The sequence below is a fragment of the Thermomonas sp. genome (assembly GCF_023953935.1).
Taxonomy (GTDB): domain Bacteria; phylum Pseudomonadota; class Gammaproteobacteria; order Xanthomonadales; family Xanthomonadaceae; genus Thermomonas.
The window spans coordinates 54,661-78,835 of record NZ_JAMLIW010000005.1; the positions used below are offsets into that span (position 1 = coordinate 54,661).

Annotated in this window: 21 protein-coding genes and 1 pseudogene; 13 read left to right on the forward strand and 9 right to left on the reverse strand. The window is 66.9% G+C overall.

The annotated features are described in order from the left end of the window. Nucleotides 1–86: 86 nt before the first annotated feature. The 3 genes from rpoH to M9902_RS07095 all read right to left on the reverse strand — a co-directional run bounded on the left by rpoH (nucleotide 87) and on the right by M9902_RS07095 (nucleotide 2,023). Nucleotides 87–953, reverse strand: a complete 867-nt coding sequence (gene rpoH, locus M9902_RS07085) for an RNA polymerase sigma factor RpoH (protein ID WP_297174784.1) — start codon at nucleotides 951–953, stop codon at nucleotides 87–89. A 79-nt stretch (nucleotides 954–1,032) separates the two neighbouring features. Beyond that, a complete protein-coding gene (ung, locus tag M9902_RS07090; RefSeq protein WP_297174786.1) occupies nucleotides 1,033–1,791 on the reverse strand; it encodes a uracil-DNA glycosylase in 759 nt (252 codons plus the stop codon). 43 nt (nucleotides 1,792–1,834) lie between these two features. After that, a complete protein-coding gene (locus M9902_RS07095; protein ID WP_297174789.1) occupies nucleotides 1,835–2,023 on the reverse strand; it encodes a hypothetical protein in 189 nt (62 codons plus the stop codon). Nucleotides 2,024–2,159: 136 nt separating this feature from the next. On the opposite strand from M9902_RS07095, the gene M9902_RS07100 reads away from it, so the two are divergent. After that, a complete protein-coding gene (locus M9902_RS07100; RefSeq protein WP_297221822.1) occupies nucleotides 2,160–2,795 on the forward strand; it encodes a hypothetical protein in 636 nt (211 codons plus the stop codon). A 146-nt stretch (nucleotides 2,796–2,941) separates the two neighbouring features. Continuing rightward, entirely contained in the window at nucleotides 2,942–3,775 is an 834-nt protein-coding gene (locus M9902_RS07105; RefSeq protein WP_297221824.1) for an energy transducer TonB, read from the forward strand. 68 nt (nucleotides 3,776–3,843) lie between these two features. On the opposite strand, the gene rho is transcribed toward M9902_RS07105, so the two are convergent. Together rho and trxA are read right to left on the reverse strand one after the other, a co-directional pair. Further along, on the reverse strand, nucleotides 3,844–5,568 hold the full coding sequence (gene rho, locus M9902_RS07110) for a transcription termination factor Rho (RefSeq protein WP_297221826.1): 1,725 nt from the start codon (nucleotides 5,566–5,568) through the stop codon (nucleotides 3,844–3,846). A 249-nt stretch (nucleotides 5,569–5,817) separates the two neighbouring features. Then, nucleotides 5,818–6,147, reverse strand: coding sequence for a thioredoxin (gene trxA / locus M9902_RS07115; RefSeq protein ID WP_297170338.1), 330 nt, complete (start codon nucleotides 6,145–6,147; stop codon nucleotides 5,818–5,820). A 210-nt stretch (nucleotides 6,148–6,357) separates the two neighbouring features. Between trxA and rhlB the strand changes: the two genes are divergently transcribed. From rhlB to M9902_RS07170, 11 genes are all read left to right on the forward strand, one after another. Further along, nucleotides 6,358–8,079: an ATP-dependent RNA helicase RhlB gene (rhlB, locus tag M9902_RS07120; protein ID WP_297221829.1), complete on the forward strand. Its 1,722-nt coding sequence runs from the start codon at nucleotides 6,358–6,360 to the stop codon at nucleotides 8,077–8,079. Between the two features lie 187 nt (nucleotides 8,080–8,266). Then, nucleotides 8,267–8,485, forward strand: a complete 219-nt coding sequence (locus M9902_RS07125) for a hypothetical protein (RefSeq protein ID WP_297221831.1) — start codon at nucleotides 8,267–8,269, stop codon at nucleotides 8,483–8,485. Between the two features lie 208 nt (nucleotides 8,486–8,693). Further along, nucleotides 8,694–9,371, forward strand: a complete 678-nt coding sequence (locus M9902_RS07130; RefSeq protein WP_297173538.1) for a response regulator transcription factor — start codon at nucleotides 8,694–8,696, stop codon at nucleotides 9,369–9,371. A gap of 7 nt (nucleotides 9,372–9,378) precedes the next feature. Further along, on the forward strand, nucleotides 9,379–10,737 hold the full coding sequence (locus M9902_RS07135; RefSeq protein WP_297221833.1) for a HAMP domain-containing sensor histidine kinase: 1,359 nt from the start codon (nucleotides 9,379–9,381) through the stop codon (nucleotides 10,735–10,737). A gap of 119 nt (nucleotides 10,738–10,856) precedes the next feature. After that, the gene (locus tag M9902_RS07140) at nucleotides 10,857–11,579 is read left to right on the forward strand and encodes an SIMPL domain-containing protein (RefSeq protein WP_297173533.1); all 723 of its coding nucleotides are present in this window, start codon (nucleotides 10,857–10,859) and stop codon (nucleotides 11,577–11,579) included. Nucleotides 11,580–11,589: 10 nt separating this feature from the next. Further along, on the forward strand, nucleotides 11,590–12,183 hold the full coding sequence (locus M9902_RS07145) for an aminodeoxychorismate/anthranilate synthase component II (RefSeq protein WP_297221835.1): 594 nt from the start codon (nucleotides 11,590–11,592) through the stop codon (nucleotides 12,181–12,183). A 153-nt stretch (nucleotides 12,184–12,336) separates the two neighbouring features. Beyond that, nucleotides 12,337–13,371, forward strand: coding sequence for an anthranilate phosphoribosyltransferase (trpD, locus tag M9902_RS07150; RefSeq protein ID WP_297221836.1), 1,035 nt, complete (start codon nucleotides 12,337–12,339; stop codon nucleotides 13,369–13,371). Between the two features lie 31 nt (nucleotides 13,372–13,402). After that, the gene (iadA, locus tag M9902_RS07155) at nucleotides 13,403–14,578 is read left to right on the forward strand and encodes a beta-aspartyl-peptidase (protein WP_297221838.1); all 1,176 of its coding nucleotides are present in this window, start codon (nucleotides 13,403–13,405) and stop codon (nucleotides 14,576–14,578) included. 43 nt (nucleotides 14,579–14,621) lie between these two features. Continuing rightward, entirely contained in the window at nucleotides 14,622–15,464 is an 843-nt protein-coding gene (locus M9902_RS07160; RefSeq protein WP_297221841.1) for a cyanophycinase, read from the forward strand. A 42-nt stretch (nucleotides 15,465–15,506) separates the two neighbouring features. Continuing rightward, nucleotides 15,507–18,287 carry a cyanophycin synthetase gene (gene cphA, locus M9902_RS07165; protein WP_297221843.1) on the forward strand — a complete coding sequence of 927 codons (2,781 nt, stop codon included), beginning with the start codon at nucleotides 15,507–15,509 and terminating at the stop codon, nucleotides 18,285–18,287. Then, a complete protein-coding gene (locus M9902_RS07170) occupies nucleotides 18,284–20,101 on the forward strand; it encodes a Mur ligase family protein (protein ID WP_297221845.1) in 1,818 nt (605 codons plus the stop codon). Before cphA ends, M9902_RS07170 begins: the two co-directional genes overlap by 4 nt. Before the next feature lie 360 nt (nucleotides 20,102–20,461). On the opposite strand, the gene M9902_RS07175 is transcribed toward M9902_RS07170, so the two are convergent. The 4 genes and pseudogenes from M9902_RS07175 to M9902_RS07190 all read right to left on the reverse strand — a co-directional run bounded on the left by M9902_RS07175 (nucleotide 20,462) and on the right by M9902_RS07190 (nucleotide 24,110). After that, complete coding sequence (locus tag M9902_RS07175; RefSeq protein WP_297221847.1) at nucleotides 20,462–20,749, reverse strand: DUF2782 domain-containing protein; 288 nt, start codon at nucleotides 20,747–20,749, stop codon at nucleotides 20,462–20,464. A 292-nt stretch (nucleotides 20,750–21,041) separates the two neighbouring features. Then, nucleotides 21,042–21,368, reverse strand: a pseudogene (locus M9902_RS07180) (ABC transporter ATP-binding protein); the annotation flags it as partial. Beyond that, nucleotides 21,364–22,520 (reverse strand): IS3 family transposase gene (locus tag M9902_RS07185; RefSeq protein ID WP_297221849.1). Its coding sequence is split into 2 segments (ribosomal slippage): nucleotides 21,364–22,280 and nucleotides 22,280–22,520, totalling 1,158 coding nucleotides; the frame shifts between segments, so codons are not numbered across the junction. The gene M9902_RS07185 and the pseudogene M9902_RS07180, both read right to left, overlap by 5 nt. A 9-nt stretch (nucleotides 22,521–22,529) precedes the next feature. Continuing rightward, nucleotides 22,530–24,110, reverse strand: a complete 1,581-nt coding sequence (locus M9902_RS07190; RefSeq protein WP_297221851.1) for an ABC transporter ATP-binding protein — start codon at nucleotides 24,108–24,110, stop codon at nucleotides 22,530–22,532. Nucleotides 24,111–24,175: the final 65 nt, after the last annotated feature.

Consider the following 24,175-nt stretch of genomic DNA (forward strand, 5'->3'; position numbering starts at 1 on the left):
GGGAAGACTCATCACGGACGGGAAGGCCCACCACGAACGGGGAAGGCTCACCACGGATGAGAAAGACTCATCACGAAGGGGGAGGCTCAGGCCGCGAACAGCGCCTTCATCTTCTTCAGCGCGTTGGCTTCGAGCTGGCGGATGCGCTCGGCGGACACGCCGTACTCGTCGGCCAGTTCCTGCAGCGTCACCTTGCTGCTGTCGTCCAGCCAGCGGCGGCGGATGATGTCGCGCGAACGCGGATCCAGGCGCGCCATGCCTTCACGCAACACTTCCAGCGCATCGGCCTCGCTGCTGGCCGCCGCATAGGCGTCGGCCGGATCGGCGTCATGGGCCACCAGATAGTGGGCCGGTGCCGGCGGCGCGTGCTCGTCGTCGGCATCGTCGGGCGCGTCGAAACCGATGTCGCGCCCGGACAGACGCGACTCCATTTCCAGCACTTCGCGCTCGGACACGTTGAGGTCCTTGGCTACTGCGCTGACCTCGGCGGCGTTCATCCAGCCCAGCCGAGTCTTGCTTTTGCGCAGGTTGAAGAACAGCTTGCGCTGCGCCTTGGTGGTCGCGACCTTCACGATCCGCCAGTTCTTGATGATGAACTCGTGGATCTCGGCACGGATCCAGTGCACGGCGAAGCTGACCAGACGCACGCCCACTTCGGGATCGAAGCGCTTGACCGCCTTCATCAGCCCGATGTTGCCTTCCTGGATCAAATCACCCAGTTGCAGGCCGTAGCCGCTGTAGCCCCGCGCCACGTGGACCACGAAGCGCAGATGCGAGACGATCAACTCCTGCGCGGCGGCCAGATCGCCGTCATCACGCAGTCGATGCGCCAGACGCTGCTCGTCCTCGACGTTCAGGACCGGGATTTGATACACCGCACCGATGTACGCGTCCAGCGAACCGGCGGCGGTCGGGATCGGAAGATTGTTGGCAACCAAGGCGGTCGATGTCATGTTCGCACTCCCCAATGACATGATTTTAGCAGTCGCACTGTATGACTGCTAATCACGGTGGAAGTTCCCTGCGTTCCATTCATGGAACGCCCGCTGCGCCACCATCTTCCCGATTTGGGGTGGGTTCGTTCAGATTCAAGTCCGCGATGGAACCCAGCCGCCAGTCCACCGGGGCCAGACCATTCCTGACAAGATATCGATTTGCCGCCGAAAAATGCCCGCAGCCGAGAAAGCCGCGGTGGGCCGACAGCGGCGAGGGGTGCGGGGCGCGCAGCACCCGGTGGCGGCCGGCGTCGATCATCGCCCCCTTCTTCTGGGCGTAGCTGCCCCAGAGCAGGAACACCAGGTGCTCGCGCTGGCGATCCAGCACCTCGACCACATGGTCGGTGAAGCCCTCCCAACCCTTGCCCTGGTGCGAGCCGGCTTGCCCGGCGTCCACCGTCAGCACGCTGTTGAGCAGCAGCACGCCCTGGCGCGCCCACGGCAGCAGGCAGCCGTGGTCGGGGCGCACGAAGCCGACATCGCGCGCCAGCTCCTTGTAGATATTGTCCAGCGACGGCGGCACCGGCACGCCCGGTCGCACGGAAAAGCACAGCCCGTGCGCCTGCCCCGGCCCGTGATAGGGATCCTGACCGAGGATGACGACTTTCACCGCATCGAACGGGGTCGCGTCAAACGCGGCAAAGATGTTGCGGCTGGCCGGATACACGGTGGCGCCGTTGGCCTTGCGCTGGTGCAGGAACTGCGAAAGCGCGCGCATGTCCTCGCGCGCGAACCAGTCGCCGACCCGGGCTTTCCAGCTCGGCTCCAGTTGCAGGTTGGCAGGGGCAGCAGTCACCGCGGAGCTCAAATCACCAATCACGAATCACCAATCACGGCCCTCAAATCGACCCGCGCTTTTTCTCGAACAGGAAATACGCCACGCCCAGCGCGGCGCCGATCCCCAGCGACACCAGCCAACCCAGCGGGCTGAGCCACTTCAGCAACCCGGCAAGGATCAGGCCGAGTACGACGAACTGCGAATAACGCCAGCGGCTCTCGCGAAAGCTCTTCAGTTCCGGTCCCGCCATGCCGCCCTCCTGCCGCCGGCTCCTGCGACCGGCTTTGCCGGGATTATCCCATCGCCGGCGCGGATCGGGCGCGTGTCCTTCCACGCCGCGATTCTTCGTAAGACTTCAATGAGAAGGATCAACGGAGGCCCGAGCGATGAAACACGCACCGAACTGGATGTGCACGACCTTGGCCCTGTCTGTCGTTCTGGCGCTGGCCGGTTGCGGGCGCGCGCCGGAAACACCTGCCACCGCCACCGCCACCGCTGCGGCGGCGGCAGTGCAGCCCGCGTTGGCCGCACCATCCAGCGCCGACGCCCGGCCTGATCAAGAGCCCGACGAGACCAGCACCGAGGCCAGCCTCGAATCCGGCGCGGCACCCGTGCAAGGCGATGCCGCAAGCCCCTACGCCTTTTCGGTCGACATCACCCTGTCTCCGCCCGCCGCCCAGCAGCTGTCCCGCCACCGGGAAACGATCAAGCTGGCCGCCTTCTATTACGGCTTGCCCAAACCCGGCCTGCCCGAAGGCATCGACAACGAAATGGGGCAGGTCTTCCTCGGTGAAACCGAGCTCGAAATTCCCGGTGCCGACGGCCGCGCGCATTTCGACGGCAAGGGCGTGCAGACCAGCCGGCTCCGCTACATCGAGGGCGAGCCGCAGATCAACCTCAACGTGTACTCGGGACGGCGCTCGTCGGAGGACAACCTGCTCGACTGCGACTTCTTCGAAGACGCGGTGCGCGTGGCGCACGCCGCGCCGCTCAAGATCCACTGCAAGCTGATCGGGGAGTAGCCGGCACGGGACGCCGGACGAACACGGCGGCCGGCCCCGCAGCACGCCGACGATGGCAGCGGATCCGCGGCTGATTCTGCGATATATTGCGTCGATCGAAACTTGGGAACGACGCCATGTTGCGCACGTGGTTGCTGTCTTTTCTGTTGGCGATCGCCGCGACCGCCAGCGCGAGCGCCGGCGTCATCGACCGCTCGCAGATCGAATCCACCATGCTGGTCAACGGGTTCGTCACCATCGATCCCAGCGGTTTGGTTGTCGGGCACGCGCTTGATTCCAACGCGAACCTTTCACCAGAGCTGGTGGCCTTCCTCGACAAATCCATCGAGCGCTGGCGCTTCGAGCCGGTCGTGGTGGATGGCCGGGTCGTGCGCGCGCGGGTGCCCATGTACTTGCGGCTGGTCGCCAAGCCCGCAGGGGATGGCCAATACACAATCCGAATCGCGAGCACGTGGTTTGGGGCTCATACCGGTACTAATACTGGTACTACGCAAGCGGTGAGGGGTGCCCCGACGGCAACCCGCATGGTGCCTCCGAAATATCCGAGAGGCGCCATGAACCGTGGCGGCAAGGGAACCGTCTATCTGCGGGTGACGTTCGGCCCGGACGGCAAGGTGACGCAGGCCTATGCCAGCCAGGTCAATCTGCGCGTGCTTGGAACGCCGGGCCAGATGCAGGAACTGCGCCGTCAGTTCGCGGAAGCATCGCTGGCGGCCGCCCGTCAGTGGGAGTTCGCGCCGCCGACTTCCGGTGAAGACGCCGGAAAGAGCGAGTGGTCGGTCATGGTTCCGGTGACGTATATCCTCGGTAGAGAGACGCCGCCCAAGCCGGGCGAATGGGATTCCTACGTGCCGGGCCCGATGATGGGCCCCTCGGGCGAGATTCTGCCGCAAACCGCCGCCAGCCCCGACGCCCTCCCCGACAGCGGGGTGTTTTCCGCCGAACAGGGCGCCCGGCTGCTGACGCCGCCTTCGGCCTGAGCCGAACACGCTGTCAACAAAAACGCCCCGCACTGCGGGGCGTTTCGTTTTGCGCTGTGCAAACGCGGTCAGCGCCGCATCGCGCTGAAGAACTCGTCGTTGGACTTGGTATTCTTCATCTTGTCGAGCAGGAATTCCATCGCCGCGATCTCGTCCATCGGGTGCAGCAGCTTGCGCAGGATCCAGATCTTCTGCAGCAGCTCGGGCTCGATCAGCAGATCCTCGCGGCGGGTGCCGGACTGGTTGACGCCGATCGCCGGATAGACGCGCTTCTCGGTGATGCGACGATCAAGGTGGATTTCGCTGTTGCCGGTGCCCTTGAACTCTTCGTAGATCACCTTGTCCATCGCGCTGCCGGTATCGACCAGCGCAGTTGCAATGATGGTCAGCGAGCCGCCTTCTTCCACGTTGCGGGCGGCACCGAAGAAGCGCTTGGGCCGGTGCAGGGCATTGCTGTCGACGCCGCCGGTGAGCACCTTGCCGCTGGAAGGCATCACGTTGTTGTAGGCGCGGGCGAGACGGGTGATGGAGTCGAGCAGGATCACCACGTCCTTCTTGTGCTCGACCAGGCGCTTGGCGCGTTCGATCACCATTTCCGCGACCTGCACGTGGCGCGCGGCCGGTTCGTCGAAGGTGGAGGAAATGACCTCGCCGCGCACGGTGCGCTGCATTTCGGTCACTTCTTCCGGGCGCTCGTCGATCAGCAGCACAATCAGGTGCACGTCGGGGTGGTTGTAGGTGATGGCGCTGGCGATCTGCTGCATCATCATCGTCTTGCCGGCCTTCGGCGGGCTGACGATCAGGGCGCGCTGGCCCTTGCCCTGCGGGGCCATCAAATCGAGGATGCGGCCGGTGATGTCTTCGGTCGAACCATCGCCGCGTTCCAGCTTGAAGCGCTTGCGCGGGAACAGCGGGGTGAGGTTCTCGAACAGGTTCTTGTTCTTCGAGGCCTCGGTCGGCTCGCCGTTGATGGTGTCCACCACGTTCAGCGCGAAGTAGCGTTCGCCGTCCTTGGGCCAGCGAATGCGGCCGGAGATGTGGTCGCCGGTGCGCAGGTTGAAGCGACGGATCTGTGACGGGCTGATGTAGGTATCGTCCGGGCCGGCCAGATAGCTGGCCTCGGCCGCGCGCAGGAAGCCGAAACCATCGGGCAGGATTTCCAGCACGCCGTCGGCCTGCACGCCCTCGCCGTGGCGGGCGAGGATCTTGAGGATCGCGAAGATGATGTCCTGCTTGCGCGCGCGCGCCACGCCTTCGCTGATCTGCAATTGTTCGGCGATGTCCAGCAGCCGCGGTGCGGGCATCCGCTTGAGGTCGGACAGGGAATAGGTGGGGAAGCCTTCCGGCACCTGCGGGTGCGGACGCGGCACGAACGGCTCGTTGCTGCTGCCATCCTCCGGGAGCCCCTGCTGCTCGCGGCGTTCGCGCTGGCGTTCGCGGCGGTTCTTGAAACGCTCTCGGCGACTGGCGCGATGGTTGCCGTCGCGCGACTGGAAGCCGTTGCCGGCGTCCTGGCCGGCAGCCTCGCCAGCGGCGGCGGTTTCACCGGCAGCGCCGTCCGCTTCCGCCGCCACGGGGCTGGCAGGCGCGGTGGCGGCGGGCGCCGTCGTGGCGGCTTCGGCGGGCGCGCTCGGGCGGGCCGGCGGCGTTGGCGCGGCTTCGCGGTCTGGCGTGGCGCCGGCGGCAGGGGATGCTTCGGGGGGGATTTCGGCGCTGCGCGCCTTGGCGACGCGGGTCTTGCGCACGCGCTTCTCGGCGACTTCGCCGCTGGCGTCGTTGGTGGGTTCGGACAAGGGAAAACCTCGCTTGCGTTGCGAGAAGCCGCAGCGTGGGTGCGGCGTCACTGACAGTGATTCTTGAAGTGATGCTTCGGAAAAGCGACCGCGAACGCGGCGCATCCGGCGGGCCTGATCCGCGCCGGATGGGGAAACCTAGCATTCCAGTGGCGTCTTGTGCAAGCGCCAGCGCCACGGCGTTGGGCGCGCAGACAGCTTGTGCGGCGGCGTCCGGAGCGGAGGCAGCCCGGACGCGTCCGCCAGGAGTCAGGCCAGCGCCTTGTCCAGCATCTGGGTGAGCTTGGATTCGGGCACCAGGCCGATGCTGGTGTCCTGCACGGCGCCGCCCTTGAACAGCAGCAGCATCGGGATGCTGCGCACGTGGTACTTGAGTGCGGTCTGCTGGTTCTGGTCGACGTCGACCTTGACTACCTTGGCCTTGCCGGCGTAGTTGTCGGCGATTTTTTCCAGCGCCGGGGCGATCATCCGGCAGGGGCCGCACCACGGCGCCCAGAAATCCACCAGCACCGGAACGTCCGCATCGAGGACATGGGTCTGGAAATCGGCATCGGTGGCGTGCTGGATATTTTCGCTCATGGTGACTCCGTGAAAGAGGGCATTGCGCGCCCAAAGGGTACGCAATGCTAGAATCGAAGGGTTGACCGCATTGATTTGCGGCGTCGTGCCGGGAATCGCAAGCCCCGGAACCTTCCCGGCAGTCTGCGCGGCTGCCCCCCATTCATACAAGAGGCGCAGCGCCCCGCGATCCGAGTTCCTCGGCGCCCGCGCCCGCCAAAGGCAGCCCACGTGTCCGACAAGCCACTGACAGACATCACTTTTTCCTCATTCGAACTCAATCCAACCCTGGTCTCCGGACTGGAAGGTGCAGGCTTCACCCGCTGCACACCGATCCAGGCGATGGCGCTGCCGGTGGCGCTGGCCGGCGGCGACGTGGCCGGGCAGGCCCAGACCGGCACCGGCAAGACCCTGGCCTTTCTGGTGACGGTGATCAACCGTCTGCTCACCCGTCCGGCGCTGGCCGACCGCAAGCCCGAGGATCCGCGCGCGCTGATCCTGGCGCCGACCCGCGAACTGGCGATCCAGATCCACAAGGATGCGATGAAGTTCGCCTCCGACCTCGGCCTGAAGTTCGCGCTGGTTTACGGCGGCGTGGATTACGACAAGCAGCGCGAGCAGCTGCAGGCCGGCGCCGACGTGATAATCGCCACGCCCGGCCGGCTGATCGACTACGTCAAGCAGCACAAGGTGGTGAGCCTGCACGCCTGCGAAATCTGCGTGCTGGACGAGGCCGATCGCATGTTCGACCTCGGTTTCATCAAGGACATCCGCTTCCTGCTGCGGCGGATGCCCGAACGCGGCACCCGCCAGACCCTGCTGTTTTCGGCCACCCTCAGCCACCGCGTGCTGGAGCTGGCCTACGAGCACATGAACGAGCCGGAAAAGCTCGTCGTCGAAACCGAACACGTGACGGCCGATCGGGTCCGGCAAAAGCTCTATTACCCGGCCGATGAGGAAAAGCTGCCGCTGCTGCTGGGCCTGCTGTCGCGCAGCGCGGGCGCACGGACGATGGTGTTCGTCAACACCAAGGTGTTCGTGGAACGGGTGGCGCGGGCACTGGATCGCGCCGGCTACCGGGTCGGCGTGCTCTCGGGCGACGTGCCGCAGAAGAAGCGCGAATCGCTGCTCAAGCGCTTCCAGGCCGGCCAGCTCGAAATCCTGGTCGCCACCGACGTGGCCGCACGCGGCCTGCACATCGACGGCGTGGAATACGTCTACAACTACGACCTGCCGTTCGACGCCGAGGACTACGTGCACCGGATCGGCCGCACCGCGCGGCTGGGCGCCGAGGGTGACGCGATCAGCTTTGCCTGCGAGCGCTACGCGATGAGCCTGCCCGATATCGAGGCCTACATCGACCAGAAAATTCCTTCCGAGCCCGTCACCCAGGAACTGCTGACCGCGCTGCCGCGCCCGCCGCGCGTCCGTTCGGCCGCGGATGACGCCGAGGGCGAGAGCATCGGCGAGATCTTCCGGGAAGTGCACGAGGCGCGCGCCGCCGAGCAGGAAAAGCGGGGCGGTGCCCGCGGTCGCGGCGGTCGCGCCGGTGGCCGCACGGACGGCCCGCGTGAGCGCGGCCCGCGCCCGCCGCGCAAGCCGCAGGTGAAGGCCGACGCACCCGCACCCGCGCCCGCGCCCGCTTCCGGCAACGGCGCCGCACGACCGCAGGCGGACGCCCACGCCAAGCCGCAAGCTGCAGGCCTTGGTGAGGCCGAACACAAGCGCAAGCGCCGTCGGCGCCGGCGCGGCCAGCCGGTGGACAACGGCACAGCGAGCGAGCCGACGTCGGCAGGTTCGCCCAAGGCGCCGACCGCGCCCAAGCCCGGCCCGGTGATCCCGCAGTACGTCGCCCCACGTTCCGTGCCCGGCGCCGAGAAACCCTCCTTGCTCGCGCGCATCGGCCGCGGGCTGAAATCCCTGGTTCGGCGTCCACCCAACCGGCACCACTGACCATTCCGCGCGATCGGCGGCGTCCTTGCGCCGCCAAACTTGCTGCCACGGCGGACCGGCCACCGTGAACAATCCTTCATGTTCGCGCCACCCTGGGGTGAGGGCTGCGGGCGCAACCTGTTCTGGCGATGGGGATGTCCCCACCGATGTCCACGACACCCATTCCATAACAGCCAGAGGATTCGCCATGAACACCACCAGCAAGATCCTGTTCGCCGTCGCCCTGTCCGCCGTCGCCGGCGTTGCCATGGCCGCCACCCCGGCCACCACGCCGGCCGCGCCGGCCGCCGCCCAGGCCAAGTCGGCCGCGCCGGCGCCCAAGCACCACCGCACAACGGCACACCACGCCAAGAGCGCCAAGCCCGCAGCGGCGGCGCCGACGGCGGCGGCGCCTGCCGGCAAGTAAGCCACTGGCGCGCGCGGAATCGACACCTCCCCGGTCTTCCGCGCCGCGCCGTTGCGGCCTGGAGCATGCCCCGCAGGGCTCACCTGCGGGGTATGCTTTTTCATGCGGGCGTTCGCCGATCCCGACCCCGTCTTGCGCAGTGGTTCGCACGACGCAGCGGGGATGAAGGAATGCCAAAGACACGATCACGCCATGCCGCGGAGGATTCATGCGCATCCTGCTGATCGAAGACGACGCCCAGACCGCCGCGTTCATCGCCAAAGGGCTGCATGAGGACGGCCACGCCGTCGATCATGCCCCCGACGGCAAGCAGGGGCTGTTTCTGGCCAGCACCGAACGGTTCGACGTGATCGTGCTCGATCGCATGCTGCCGGGCCTCGATGGCCTGGCCGTGTTGCGCACCCTGCGCGGGGCGGGCAATCGGACGCCGGTGCTGCTGCTGACTGCACTTGGCGATGTCGATCACCGCGTCGAAGGCCTGCGGGCCGGCGCCGATGATTACCTCGTCAAGCCGTTTGCATTTTCCGAACTGAGCGCGCGCATCGACGGCATCGTCCGGCGCACGCGCAGCGACGACGATGGCACCCCCATCCGCCTGCACTGCGGCAGTCTGGAACTGGACCTGTTGGCACGCGAGGCGCGGCGCGAAGGCCGCCGGATCGAACTGCAGCCGCGCGAATTCCAGCTGCTGGAATACCTGATGCGCCACGCCGGCCAGGTGGTGACGCGCACCATGCTGCTGGAAGCGGTGTGGGACTACCACTTCGATCCGCAGACCAATGTGATCGACGTGCACATCAGCCGGCTGCGGCAGAAGATTGACCAAGGTTTCACCCGACCGCTGCTGCATACCGTGCGCGGGGCCGGCTACCGGTTGTCGGGCTGAAGTGCCGATGAAGCGCCTGCTGCCTTCGACCAGCGCGCGCCTGGCGCTGGTCGTGATGGGGTCGTTCCTGATCGCGTTCGTGCTGATCGGCGGGGGCGTGTATTTCGCGGTGTCGACCTTGCTGCTCGACGACGCGCGCGGGGCGGTACACGCGGACGCCAGCGACCTCATCGGCCTGCACCAAGCGGAGGGGCTGGCGGCGCTGCGCGCCGAACTCGAGGCCCGAATCAACGACGGCAGCGACGACCCGAACGCGGTGTATGCCTTGGTCGATGGCGCCGGCAACCCGCTGATCGGCCGCTTGCCCGACGCCGGCCGACCCGAAGGCAACCGCGGGCGCTGGGTGGAATTCAACGAACAGGCCAGCGACGATGGCGGCAGCCTGCGCGTGATCGCGGTCGAACGCGCCCTGCCCGGCGGCGGGATCCTGCTGGTGGGCCAGGCGCTGGCGGCGCAGGACCGTCTGCTCGGCCTGATGCAGCAGGCAGCGCTGCTGGCACTGCTGGTGGCCATGGTCGCCGGTGCGCTGGTGGGCTGGCTGACCTCGCGCTGGGTCGCGCGTCGCCTGCGCAACCTCGATGCCACGGTCGGCCGGGTCGCCAACGGTGAGCTGGGCCTGCGCGCCACCCTCGACCACAGCGGCGATGCCTTCGATCAGGTCGCCGGCCGCTTCAACCGGATGCTCGACCGGATCGAAGACCTGCTTGGCGGCGTCCGCCACGCCACCGACCACATCGCCCACGACCTGCGCACGCCGCTGACGCGCCTGCACAACCGGCTGGAAGGCCTGCACCATGAAGCCACCGGCGACAGCACGAGGCTCGGGCTGGCGCGCGCCTTGGCCGACACCGACCAGATCCTGCAATCGTTCGGCGCCCTGCTGCGGCTGGCCAGAATCGAGGCACAGGCACCGGACGCGCAGGCACCGGACCTTGCGCTGCGCCCGCTGGCGGAAGACGCGGTGGAGATGTACGCGCCGATCGCGTCGGTGCGCGGCATCCGGATCGAAACCCGCTTGCACGAAGCCGACGTCCGCGGCGACCGCGACCAGCTGTTCCAGATGCTGGTGAACCTGCTCGACAACGCGCTCAAGTACGCCCCCGCCGACAGCGTGGTGACGGTGACACTGGACACCGACGAAGGCGCGGCCCGGCTGGAAATCGCCGACCGCGGGCCGGGCATCCCGGAGGCCGAGCGCGAGCGCGTGTTCGACCGCTTCCAGCGGCTGGAAGCCCATCGCGGCACGCCCGGCGTCGGCCTAGGCCTGAGCCTGGTGCGCGCGATCGTCCACCACCACGGCGGCCGCGTCGCTCTGCTGGACAACCTGCCCGGACTGCGGGTGCGGGTGATGCTGCCATTGCCGTAAGTTCGGCTGCCTCGCCGCCGGCCTGCGCTATCCTGCACGATCACACTCTCGGCCCCGCACAGCGGTGGAAAGCCGATTGTGGACAGCACTGCGTATTTCGACAAAGAGGACTCGATGTCATGAAAAACACCCTGCTTGCCTTGCTTCTCCTGCTGTATGCGCCGAGCGTGCTCGCGCAGGACGTGAGTAGCCCGCCTTTCATCGCAGTTCATGGTGAGGCAAAGCTGGAAGTGGTTCCTGATATCTTCCCGTTGACCGTGACCTTGCAGGAAACCAGTCTCGAAGCGACGCAAACCCAGGCGCGCATCGAGGGTCTAGCAAAGGAATTCCTGGACTTGGCCAACGCACAGGGAGTGCAGGATGCGGACATGCAGGTCGGCAATCTGGACATCTCGCCGGAAACCGACTACGACGAGCGGACGCAGCGTCAGGTGTTCCTTGGGAATACCTACAAACGCGAACTCACGTTCCGATTCCACACGCTTGACGCACTCAGGCAATTCATCTCGAAAGCGCCGGTTGGAAGACAGGTTCGGATGAGTACCGGCAACTTTGAATATTCGGACAAGGCGGCAGAGCAGAAAAAATTGCTGAGCGCGGCAATTGCCGATGCACGCACGACGGCTGATGAAATGGCAAGGGGAATCGGCATGCGGATCGTGGGCGTGCAGACAATCTCCAACCAAGCGCTCAACATCAGGTATTCGAATTCTTCGAACGCAACAATGTTGGGGGCAGTGACAGTTGCGGGTACTGCATTGCTGGCGCCTGGAATCGTCCTGATGCGAGGAACGATCATCCTGAAACAGGATGTCTATATCGTCTACCTGCTTGACAAATGATGGGTGCCTTGTGCTCTTGATGCTCGACAACTACGACAGCTTCACCTTCAACCTCGTGCAGTACCTGCAGGAGCTGGGTGCCGAGGTGCGGGTGGAACGCAACGATGCGTTGAGCGTGGATCAGATTGCCGCGCTGGCGCCGGATCGGATCGTGATTTCGCCGGGGCCGTGCACGCCGAACGAGGCCGGGGTGTCGTTGGAGGTGATTCGCCAGCTCGGCCCGCGCATCCCGATCTTCGGCGTGTGCCTGGGCTATCAGGCGCTGGGGCAGGTCTACGGCGGCCAGGTGATCCGTGCCGGTCGCATCATGCACGGCAAGACTTCACCGATTCACCACGAAGGCAAGGGCGTGTTCACCGATCTGCCCAGCCCGTTCGAAGCCACCCGCTACCATTCGCTGGTGGTGGACAAGAACGCCGTGCCCGATTGCCTCGAAGTGACGGCCTGGACCGAAAACGACGATGGCACGGTGGAAGAGTTGATGGGCCTGCGCCACCGCGAATTCCCGGTGGAGGGCGTGCAGTTCCATCCCGAATCCATCCTCACCCAGCATGGCCACGCGATGCTGAAGACTTTCCTGGAGCGCCGGGATTGGGGTTCGTGATTGGGGATTCGTGATTGGTGATTCGTCATTCGTGATTGGCAAGAGCCAAAGCGGCCATTTGTTCCCCAATCCCCAATACCCAATCACCAATCCCCAATACCCAATCACCAATCCCCAATACCCAATCACCAATCACCAATCACCAATCACCCCATGCCCATCACCCCCCAAGACGCCCTGCAGCGTGTCATCGAGCACCGCGAAATCTTTTTCGACGAGATGGTCGAATTGATGCGGCAGATCATGCGCGGCGAAGTTTCGCCGACAATGACCGGCGCGATCCTGTCCGGGCTGCGGGTGAAGAAGGAAACCGTGGGCGAAATCGCCGCCGCCGCCTCGGTGCTGCGCGAATTCGCGCGCCCGGTGGCGGTGGCGGATCGTCGCCAGCTGATCGATATCGTCGGCACCGGCGGCGACGGCGCGCACACCTTCAATATCTCCACCGCTTCGATGTTCGTGGTCGCGGCGGCCGGGGCGATGGTCGCCAAGCATGGCAACCGCAGCGTGTCATCCAAATCCGGCAGCGCCGACGTGCTGGAGGCGCTGGGCGCGAAAATCGAATTGCAGCCGGAACAGGTCGCCGACTGCATCGAACGCACCGGCATCGGCTTCATGTTCGCCCCCGTGCATCATCCGGCGATGAAGGCGGTAGCGCCGGTGCGCAAGGAAATGGGCGTGCGCACGATCTTCAATATCCTCGGTCCGCTGACCAATCCGGCGAGCGCGCCCAATACCCTGATGGGCGTGTTCCACCCGGATCTGGTCGGCATCCAGGTGCGCGTGCTGCAAGAGTTGGGCGCCGAGCGCGCGATGGTGGTGTGGGGGCGCGACAACATGGATGAGCTCTCGCTCGGCGCCGGCACCCTGGTCGGCGAACTGCGCAATGGCAAGGTGCGCGAATACGAGCTGCACCCGGAGGATTTCGGGATCGCGATGGCGCACAGCCGCAACCTGAGGGTGGACGACGCCGACGCATCGAAGGCCATGCTGCTGGACGCGCTTGACAACCGTGACGGCCTGCCGCGCGAGATCGTTGCCTACAACGCCGGCGCGGCGCTGTACGTGGCCGGCGTGGCCGAAGACATTTCCGAAGGGATCGCGTTGGCGCGCCGGGTGCTGGCCGATGGCTCGGCACGGGCCAGGCTCGATGCCTTCGTCGCCACCACCCAGGCCCTGGCCGGCGCTTGACCGGCCGACGCGCGCCGCGCAACCTGCCGCCATGACCGACGCGCCCATGCTGCTGCTCAGGAATGCCGATGTGTACGCACCGGAGTCGGTGGGCCTGCGCCATCTGCTGCTGGCGGGCGGCAAGATCGTGTGGATGGGCACGGAGGATCCCGGCCTGCCGGCCGCTCTGGGCGTACAAGCCATCGATCTGCACGGCCAGCGACTGATCCCCGGCTTCATCGACGCGCATGTGCATGTCAGCGGTGGCGGCGGCGAGGCCGGTTTCGCCACCCGCGTGCCGGCGCCGCTGCTGTCGCGCTACACCATGGCCGGGGTCACCAGCGTCATCGGCCTGCTCGGCACCGACACCGTCACCCGCAGCACCGAGGAATTGCTCTCGCACGTCTACGGCCTGCGCGAACAGGGCCTGAACGCGTGGGCCTGGCTGGGCGGCTACCACCTGCCGATCCGCACGCTGACCGGCAGCGTGCGCGGCGATATTGCCTTGCTCGAACCGATGCTCGGGATCGGCGAGCTGGCGATCAGCGATCACCGTTCCAGCCAGCCGACGCTGGACGAACTGCTGCGCACCGCCGCCGAAGCGCACGTCGCCGGCTTGATGAGCGGCAAGGCCGGCATCGTGCACCTGCATCTGGGCGACGGCAGGCGCGGCCTAGAACTGGTGCGTCAGGCGCTCGTTGTCAGCGAACTGCCGGCGCGGGTATTCCAGCCCACCCACGTCAATCGCCGCAAGGCCTTGTTCGAGGAGGCGATCGAACTGGCGCGGCGCGGCTGCCATATCGACATCACCGCCTTCCCGGTGGAAGACGGCGAGGATGCCTGGCCGGCCAGCGTGGCGCTGCGCCGTTATCTGGACAGCGGCGCGCCGCCGCAGCGGGTCAGTATCAGTTCCGATGCCGGCGGCTGCCTGCCCTGTTTCGATGGCGAGGGCCGCGTGTGCGGGATGGACGTGGGGCAGTCCGGCAGCCTGATCCAGACCCTGCGCGAGGTGCTTGCCGACGGGCTGGCACTGGAGCGTGCGCTGCCCGCCTTCACCTGCAACGTGGCCGAGCTGCTGCGGCTGCCGGGCAAGGGGCGGATTGCGGTCGGCGCGGATGCGGATCTGGTCGCGCTGGACGCGGAAGGCGCCATCGATGCGGTGTGGGCGCGCGGGACGGCACAGGTGCAAGGCGGTCGCGCGCTGCGGCATGGTACGTTCGAACACTGAATCGGATTTGTTTGACTGCAACCAGACGAGGAAACTGCAAGCAATGTGTCCCAGCAAGGTGGCCGACGGCGAGACGCGCGGCTGGATCGTCCCGATTGGCGGGGCGGAAGACAAGCAAGCCCATCCCGACGTGCTGTCACGTTTCGTTGCCCTGTGCGGCGGCAAGGACGCGCGCATCGTGGTGATCCCTACCGCCAGTCGAATGGTTGAAACCGGGGCGCAGTACCAACGCCTGTTTCCGACGCTGGGTGCCGGCCACGTGGATGTGCTGGATTTCGACACCCGCCGCGACGCGAGCGAGAAAAACCGGCTGCAGACGCTGGAGCAGGCCACCGGCGTGTTCTTCACCGGCGGCAACCAGCTGCGCCTGTCCACCCTGCTCGGCGGCACCCCGGTCGCCAAACTCATCCGCATCATGAGCGCGCGCGGGGTGACCGTCGGCGGCACCAGCGCCGGCGCCAGCATCCTGTCCGAGCACATGATCGCGTTTGGCAGCGAAGGTGCTTCGCCGCGCGCCAGCAGCGTGCGGCTGGCGCCGGGCCTGGGCCTGACCAACCGCTTCATCATCGACCAGCATTTCCGCCAGCGCGACCGCCTCGGCCGGCTGACCGCGGCGCTGGCCTACAACCCGTTTGCGGTCGGCATCGGGCTGGACGAGGACACCGCCGCCTTCATTGCACCCGACAACACGCTGGAAGTGGAAGGCAGCGGCGCAATTACCGTCGTCGACGCCAGCTCGATGAGCTATTCGTCGATGTCGGAAATCGACCAGAATGACGCGGTGTGCATGCTGGGCCTGACCGTGCATATCCTGACCAAGGGCGCCAGCTTCAACCTGAGCACGCGCAAAGCGAGCGCCGGCGATCTGGCGCACCACAAGGACTGAAGCAGCGGTATCTCAATATCGACACAGGGGCGGGAGGGCGCGATGCGGATCCTGAATCGCAATGTCTACGTGGGGCCTTCGCAGTACGCGAAGTTTCCGGTCATCCGGCTCGAGCTCGACCTGGGCGAGCTCGAACAGTGGCCCACCGCGAAGCTGGGCGAAGGTTTCATCACCGCCCTGCTGGACGCACTGCCGGGGTTGGCCGAACACGGCTGCTCGTACCGCGAACCGGGCGGTTTCGTGCGCCGGATGCGCGAGGGCGAAGGCACCTGGCTCGGCCACGTGCTCGAACACGTCGCCATCGAACTGCAAAATGAGGCCGGCGAAGACGTCACCTTCGGCAAGACCCGCAGCGTCGACGACGGCCGTGCCGGAGTGTATTCGGTGGTCTACGAATACGAGCAGCGCGAGGAAGGCATCGCCGCCGGCGAATTGGCGCTGCGCCTGATCGATTCGCTGCTGCCGGCGCAGCTGCGTACCGTCACCGACGCCAGCTGGCACTGGCAGGACGAGCGCGACACCTTCATCCGCTACGCCCAGCGCCGCGCTCTGGGGCCATCCACCGCCTCGCTGGTGCGCGCCGCGCAGGAACGCGACATCCCGTGGATGCGCCTGAACGAGCAATCGCTGGTGCAGCTCGGGCAGGGCAGATTCCAGCAGCGCATCCAGGCCACGATCACCGGGCGCACCTCCCACATCGCCGTCGAGCTGGCCTGCGACAAGGAAGAAACCAACAAGATCCTGGCCGCACAGGGCCTGCCGGTGCCGCAGCAACATCTGGTGCAGTCGGCCGATGCCGCCTGGCGCGCGGCGCGGCGGCTGGACGGGCCGGTGGTGGTCAAGCCCTACAACGGCAACCACGGCCGCGGCATCACCATCAATATCCGCACTGAAGATGAAGTGCGCGCTGCATTCGAGGCCGCGCACGCGCATTCGCGCTCGGTGCTGGTGGAAACCTACATGGAAGGTGAGGACCACCGCCTGCTGGTGGTCAATGGCGAGTTGATCGCCGCGACCAAGCGCACGCCGGGGCATGTGGTCGGCGATGGCCAATCGACCATTGCCGCGCTCATCGAAGTGGTCAACAGCGACCCGCGCCGTGGCGTCGGCCACGAGAAAGTGCTGACCCGGCTCAAGCTCGACCGCGAGGCCGAGCTGATGATGGAGAGCAAGGGCTATACCGCCGCCAGCGTGCCGCCGGCCGGCGAGATCGTCTACCTGCGCTCCACCGCCAACCTGTCCACCGGCGGCACCGCCACCGACGTGACAGACATCATCCATCCCGACAACCGCGCGATGGCCGAACGCGCGGTGCGCGCGATCGGGCTGGACGTGGGCGGGGTCGATTTCCTCTCGCCCAATATCGCGGAGAGCTACCGCCGCGCCGGTGGCGGCATTTGCGAGGTCAACGCCGCGCCCGGTTTCCGCATGCACATCGCGCCCAGCGAAGGCACTCCGCGTGATGCCGCAGGGCCCGTCATCGACATGCTGTTCCCGGCTGGCACTCCATCGAGGGTGCCGATCGCCGCGGTCACCGGCACCAACGGCAAGACCACCACCGCGCGCATGCTCGCCCACATCGCCAAGATGGCCGGTTACACGCCAGGCCTGACCACCACCGACGGCGTCTACATCGACGGCCAGCGCACGGTGGAAGGCGACATGACCGGGCCGGTGTCGGCGCGGATGGTGCTGGCCGATCCGACCATCGATTTCGCGGTGCTGGAAACCGCGCGCGGCGGCCTGCTGCGCGCCGGCATGGGCGTGTCCGAAGTCGATGTCGGCGCGGTCATCAATGTCGCCTCCGATCACCTGGGCCTCAAAGGCATCGACACGCTGGAACAGCTGGCCGAAATCAAGAGAATCGTGGTCGAGGTCGCCAACGATTGCGCGGTGCTCAACGCCGACGATCCGAACGTGTTGAAGATGTCGGCCTACACTGACGCCAAGGTGATCTGCTACGTGACGATGAACCCCTCGCACCCGCTGGTGCGCGAGCACATCCGCGCCGGTGGCCGCGCCTGCGCGCTGGAAGCCGGCGTCAACGGCCACATGATCACCCTGTACGACAAGGGCAGCCACATCCCGCTGATGTGGACCCACCTGATTCCGGCGACGCTGGAAGGCCGCGCCCTGCACAACGTGCAAAACGCGATGATCGCCGCGGCGATGGCCTATTCGATGGGAATCAAGCTCGACGCGATCCGCCAGGGCCTGCGCACCTTCGACACCACCTTCTTCCAGGCACCGGGACGGATGAACGTGTTCAATGAACACCCGTTCAAGGTGATCATGGATTACGCCCACAACGCGCACGCGGTGGGGATGATGGCCGACCTCGCCCAGCGCCTCGACGCGCAGCGCCGCATCGTGGTGATGGCCGGCCCCGGCGATCGCCGCGACCAGGACTTGATCGATATCGCCCATGCCGTCGCCGGCAAGTTCGATCACTACATCTGCCGCCGCGACGATTCCCTGCGCGGCCGCGACGGCGACGAGGTGCCGCGCATCCTCGCCAGGGCATTGCAGGCTGCGGGCGTTGCTGCCGAGGCCATCAGCCTCATTCCCGACGAGCAGGAATCGATCGACGCCGCGCTGCGCATGGGGCAGCCGGGCGATCTCATCATCATTTTCGCCGACGCGCTGACCCGCTCGTGGAAGCAGATCATCCGCTTCCAGCCCGAGGGCGCACTGCCCAAGCCCGCAGCGAAAGTGGAAACCCCGCTGCTGGAAACCACGCTTGATGCGCAGCTGGTGGCGGCGATGGAAGGCGTGGTGCGTGACGAGCGCGGGCTGCGCTTCGAACGCGAGGAAGCCGATTGAACGCAGCCGATGCCGCGCCGGCCGTACCGTTCGAGGATTCGCGTCGACTGACCGGGGCCAACCAGTATTTCGCCGGCCCCGGCGCAGTGCTGGATGCGCCGGCGACGGTCGCCTTCGACGCCCAGGCCGAGACCCGCTGGCGCGCGCAGGTCGCGCAGCTGCGTGAGGCCTTGCAGTGGCCGGACGGCGCCAGCATCGTGCGTCGCCACGCCGGCGGCGTGAGCCTGGCGATCGCCGCGCCGATCGATCAGTTGTTCACCGCCACCGAAGTCAACGAATACGCGCTGTATCAGGCGCTGGGACGGCGTGCCGGCGCGCAGTCTGTGGATGGCGAAGGTCAGCCGCCGTGCCCGCATCCGGCGCACTTCGACGCGGGCGAGGCGCTGCGACGCCTGCAAGCGGCCGCACGCGCGGAAGCCAATCCCGGCTTGCTCGCCTTGCTGCACGCCGCCGCGATGCATGCGATTCCGGCACGGCTGGATGACGACGCGCTGTCGCTGGGCGAAGGCGAGGCGTCGCGGCTGTGGCCACTTCCAGCCTTGCCGGATCCGGCGAGCGTGCCGTGGGCGCAGTTGCACGCCATTCCCAAGGCGCTCGTCACCGGCTCCAACGGCAAGACCACCACGGTGCGCCTGCTGGCCGCGCTGCTGGCCGCGACCGGGCGCCGGGTCGGCTACAGCTGCACCGATGGCGTGGTGGTGGACGGCACGCGACTCGCGGCCGGCGATTATTCCGGCCCGGCCGGTGCGCGCACCGTGCTGCGCGCTGCGCAAGCGCAGGCGGCGGTGCTGGAAACCGCGCGCGGCGGCCTGCTGCGGCGCGGGCTGGCGGTCGACGGCGCCGGTGCCGCCATCGTCACCAATGTCAGCGAGGATCATTTCGGCGAATACGGCATCGACAGCCTCGCCGACCTCGCCAAGGTCAAGCTGGTGGTGGCCAAAGCCCTTGGCGCGCATGGCGTGCTGGTGCTCAATGCCGCCGACCCGACCCTGGTGACACAGGCACCGCGGACAACGGGCGTGCGGATCGGCTGGTTTGCCCATGAGCTCGACGTCGCCAGCGCGCAAGGCACACTCGCCTGCGGCGTGAAAGACGGCCACCTGCTGCTGCGTGAGGACGGCGAGACCCGCGACCTCGGCGTGATTGCCGACATGCCGCTCAGCCTCGGCGGCGCGGCGCGCTACAACATCGAGAACATCGCCGCCGCCGTGCTGGCCGCGCATGCGCTGGGGGTCCCGTCGAATGTCATGGCCGCAGAGCTGCTGCGCTTCGGCGCGGAACCGCTCGACAATCCCGGACGCCTGCAACGCTGGCGCCTGGGCGACGTGGAGGTGGTGCTCGACTACGCCCACAACCCCGAAGGCCTGCGCGGCTTGCTGGACCTGGCGACCCAATGGCGCGGTCGCCGACTCGGCATCCTGCTCGGGCATGCCGGCAATCGTCGCGACGCGGACTATCGTGCGGTTGCCGAGGTGGTCGCCAAGGCCCATCCCGATCGCGTCTGGTTGAAGGACATCGGTGGAAACTACCTGCGCGGGCGCGCTTCCGGCGAAGTCGCCGGCATCCTGCGCGACAGCCTGCACGCGCAGGGCCTGCCGCTGGAGGCCCTGCCGGTCTGCCTCGACGAGACCGCGGCCGCCCGCGAGGCACTGGCCTGGGCGCAGCCCGGCGACCTGTTGCTGCTGCCGGTGCACGAACCATCCAAGCGCGAAGCGGTGCTGGCCCTGCTCAATCGTCTGCAAGCCGAACGCTGGCACTCTGGCCAGGTGCTGCCAGATCTGCCGGCACAACCGACACTTTCGAAAGACCGCTGACTGCGGCGCTTCGACAGGACGCTGCGGCTGTCCGCACGGTGGCGGGCGGGCGGACAGAACGCGCCTTCAAAGCTGGAAGCCCACCGCGCGCACCAGACCTTCCCCGACATCGCGCAGAGCGCGTAGGCGGTGTCTTCACGGCGCTCGGGACCGCTGGGCAACAGCTGCGCACGCGGCCCTTCGGTACGTAAGGGAATCGGTGCGGACCGCGACGGCGGCAGAGGGCGGACGGCGCTGGCGCCCGGAATGGGTCAGCCCGATGCAGGACAACAGCCCGCAAGCCACCGCTGCGACGTGCAGCAAGGTCAGGCCATGCCATGGCTGCAATGGCGGCAGGCCGAATGCCGGCATGCGGCGGCGCTACCAGCTGAACAGCCGGTAGTAGACCAGCGGGCCGGTTTTCGCATCGCGCTCGTCGACCCGGCCGTCGCCGTTGCGGTCGTAGATGTAATAGGTGACGCCGCGGAACGGCACCACCTTGACCATTTTCAACTGTCCGGCGAGGCGGTATTCGGTGATGACGTCGCCGTTGGATTCGGTGCGGGTGACGGGAACCGCATCTTCCGGAATCGGCGGCGCCGGCTCGGGGGCAACGCTGGCGCAGGCGCTCAGCATCAGCGCAAGGACGAAGGGCAGGCCAAGGCGCATGACGACGGTCTCCGTGGGGGATGTCGCCAGTATGCGACAAGAGCGCCCTCATCCGGCCCCCGCCTTCGCGGGGGCAGGCTCTGCGGCCACCTTCTCCCCGCCGTCGCGGGGAGAAGGGCATGGTTCTTTACTTCCTCGCCCTCTTGCGGAGAGAAGGAAAGCACGAATGACGCCTTTCTTCCTTTCTCCCGTCCACGGCGCAGCGTGCGGCGCTGGCAGCAATCCAGACGCTGCGCCACAGGCTTTTCTCCCTCTTCCCGTGAATGGGGAGAGGATCGGGGTGGGGGGCGCGCTACGCCGGCGCCGCGGCGAGATCCAGAAACCCGCCCGACTGCCGCTTCCACAGCTGTGCGTACAGGCCGCCTTGCGCCAGCAGCTGGGCGTGGCTGCCCTGTTCGACGATGCGGCCGGCGTCCATCACGATCAGGCGATCCATCGCGGCAATGGTCGAGAGCCGGTGCGCAATCGCGATCACGGTCTTGCCCTGCATCAGCCGATACAGGTTTTCCTGGATCACCGCCTCCACTTCCGAATCCAGCGCCGAGGTCGCCTCGTCCAGTACCAGGATCGGCGCGTTCTTGAGCAGCACCCGGGCGATGGCGATGCGCTGGGTTCTACCCCGAAATCACGGACGGTTTGGAAAGAGCTGAAAACTTCTGGTCTTGTCTGATGACTCTGCGTCGCATCCTTGGGTTATGGCGTCGTTCGATATATTCGAACACATCCGCCCTTGCAGCATCGAGTGTCGGGTACTTCGTGCGGTAGACGCGCTCGCGCTTGAGCAGGCCGAAGAAGCCCTCGCAGGCGGCGTTGTCGCCGCAATGACCCACGGCACTCATCGAGCACACCAGATTGTTGGCCGCCAGATAGCGCTGGTAATCGCCGCTTCGGAACTGGCTGCCGCGGTCGGAATGCAAGATCACCGGATAGCTTTCCTGACGCTGCCAGACCGCCATTTGCACGGCCCGGATCACCATCTGTCGGTCCTGCCGGTGATGCATCGACCAGCCCACGACGCGCTGGTCGAACAGGTCCAGCACGATGCACAGGTACAGCTTGCCTTGGCCGGTCTTGAGTTCGGTGATGTCGGTGACCCATTTGGTCTCCGGTTCCAGCGCAGTGAAGTCCCGTTCTAGGTGGTTGCGCACACCCAGAGGCGTCAGCGCGGGGCTCCCGCGCTGACCACGCCGCTTCGGACGCGGCCAGCCTTGCAGTCCGTCAGCAGCCATGATCCGTGCCACCCGGTTCAGGCTTGCCGTCTCGCCTTCCTCGGCAAGATCCTCCTGCATCCGGCCAGCACCCAACGTCCCCCGGCTGTCTTCATGCAGTTCGCGGATGCGGCCAAGCAGGCGCTGGTTGTCGCACTGTCGGTCGCTGGGCAAACGCTTGCTCCAGTCGTAGTAGCCGCTGGCCGATACCTTCAGGCAGCGGCACATCAGTCGAATCGGAAACTCATCGCGGCAACGTTCGATCACCCGATACCTCGGGACGATCCCTTGGCAAAGAACGTCGCCGCTTCGCGCAAAAAATCCCGCTCCTTCTGCACCCGGGCCAGTTCGCGTTTGAGACGCGCCACTTCCTCGTCCCGGGGCGTCCCGGTGCCACCGAATGCGGTCTTGCCCTGCATCTGGGCTTCCCGCTTCCAACGGGTCAGCAGGTTATCCCGGATCCCCAGTTCCCGCGCCACCTGGGCACAGCTGACGCCTGGCCGGCTGGCTTGCTCAACCGCACCACGCTTGAACTCAGTGCTGAACTTCCTTCGCTTCGACATGAACACTCCTCAGGGCCTCGATCGGCCTTCTCGTAAGTGTCCGTGAAAACGGGGGTGAACCCGCTGGCGCTGGCCGCCGGAGAGCTTCACCCCGCGTTCGCCCACCTGCGCATCCAGCCCGCGCTGGCCACGGGAATCCCGCAGTTCGGCGATGAAGCCCTCGGCGTTGGCCTGCCGCACGGCCTCCAGCAGATCGTCCTCGCCGGCATCCGGGCGGCCGTAGAGGATGTTCTCGCGCACCGAGCGGTGCAGCAGCGAGGTGTCCTGCGTCACGACGCCAATCTGCGCGCGCAGCGAATCCTGCTGCACGCTGGCGATGTCGATGCCGTCCACGGTGATGCGGCCAGCCTCGACGTCGTGGAAGCGCATCAACAGGTTCACCAGGGTCGATTTGCCGGCACCGCTGCGGCCCACCACGCCGATCTTCTCGCCCGGCGCGATCGCCAGATCGAGCTGCTCGATCACGCCGCTGCCCTTGCCGTAGTGGAAGGCCACGCCGTCGAAGCGAATCGCGCCGCGCACCGTGGGCAACGCGGGCGCGCCCGGCGCATCGTCCACGGTCGGCGGCAGCGCGATCGAACTGATCCCGTCGTGCACGGTGCCGATGTTCTCGAACAGCGCCGACAGCTCCCACATGATCCAGTGCGACATCCCCAGCAGCCGCAGCGCCAGCGCGCCGGCCACCGCCACCGCGCCGGTCGTGGCCGCCCCGTGCAGCCACAGCCAGATCCCCAGCGCCGCCACCGCGAACAGCAGCAGCATGTTCAGCGCATACAGCAGGCTGTAGACCGTGGTCACCAGCCGCATCTGCCGGTAGACGGTGACCAGGAAGCCGTCCATCGCCTCGCGCGCATAGGCCTGCTCGCGGCGCGAGTGCGAGAACAGCTTGACCGTGGCGATATTGGTGTAGCTGTCGACGATCCGCCCGGTCATGGTCGAACGCGCGTCGGCCTGGGCGCTGGACACCTTGCCCATGCGCGGCACGAACCAGCGCATCAGCAGGCCATAGCCCAGCAGCCAGGCCGCGAACGGCAGCATCATCCGCAGGTCGGCGCTGGCCGCCACCACCAGCATGCCGCCGAAATACACCAGCACGTAGTTGCCGATGTCGAGCAGCTTGATGACGGTTTCGCGCACCGCCAGCGAAGTCTGCATCAGCTTGGTGGCGATGCGGCCGGCAAATTCGTCCTGGAAATAGCCCATCGACTGCCGCAGCAGGTAGCGGTGGACGTTCCAGCGGATCCGCATCGGGAAATTGCCGAGCAGGCTCTGGTGCTGCACCGCCGAGTTGAGCCACACCAGCAGCGGCAGGCACAGCAGCACCAGCGCGCCCATCCACGCCAGCCGCCGGCCTTCGCCGGCGAGGAAGCCGGCCACCCCCAGCGCGGTCATGCGGTCCACCACCGCGCCGACGTAGGCGTACAGGCTCACCTCGGCCACGGCGATCGCGGCCGTGGTGGCCGCCATCAGCGCCAGCCACGGTTCGGCGCCGCGGGTGAAGTGGCGACAGAACGCGTACAGGCTGGCTGGCGGCTGCGCCGGCGGCGCTTCCGGGAACGGGTCAAGGCGGGTTTCGAACCAACGCAGCATGCGGTCATTCCGTGGCAGATGCGCGCATTGTGCCCTTTCGCCTTCAGCGCTCGCGCATGAACACG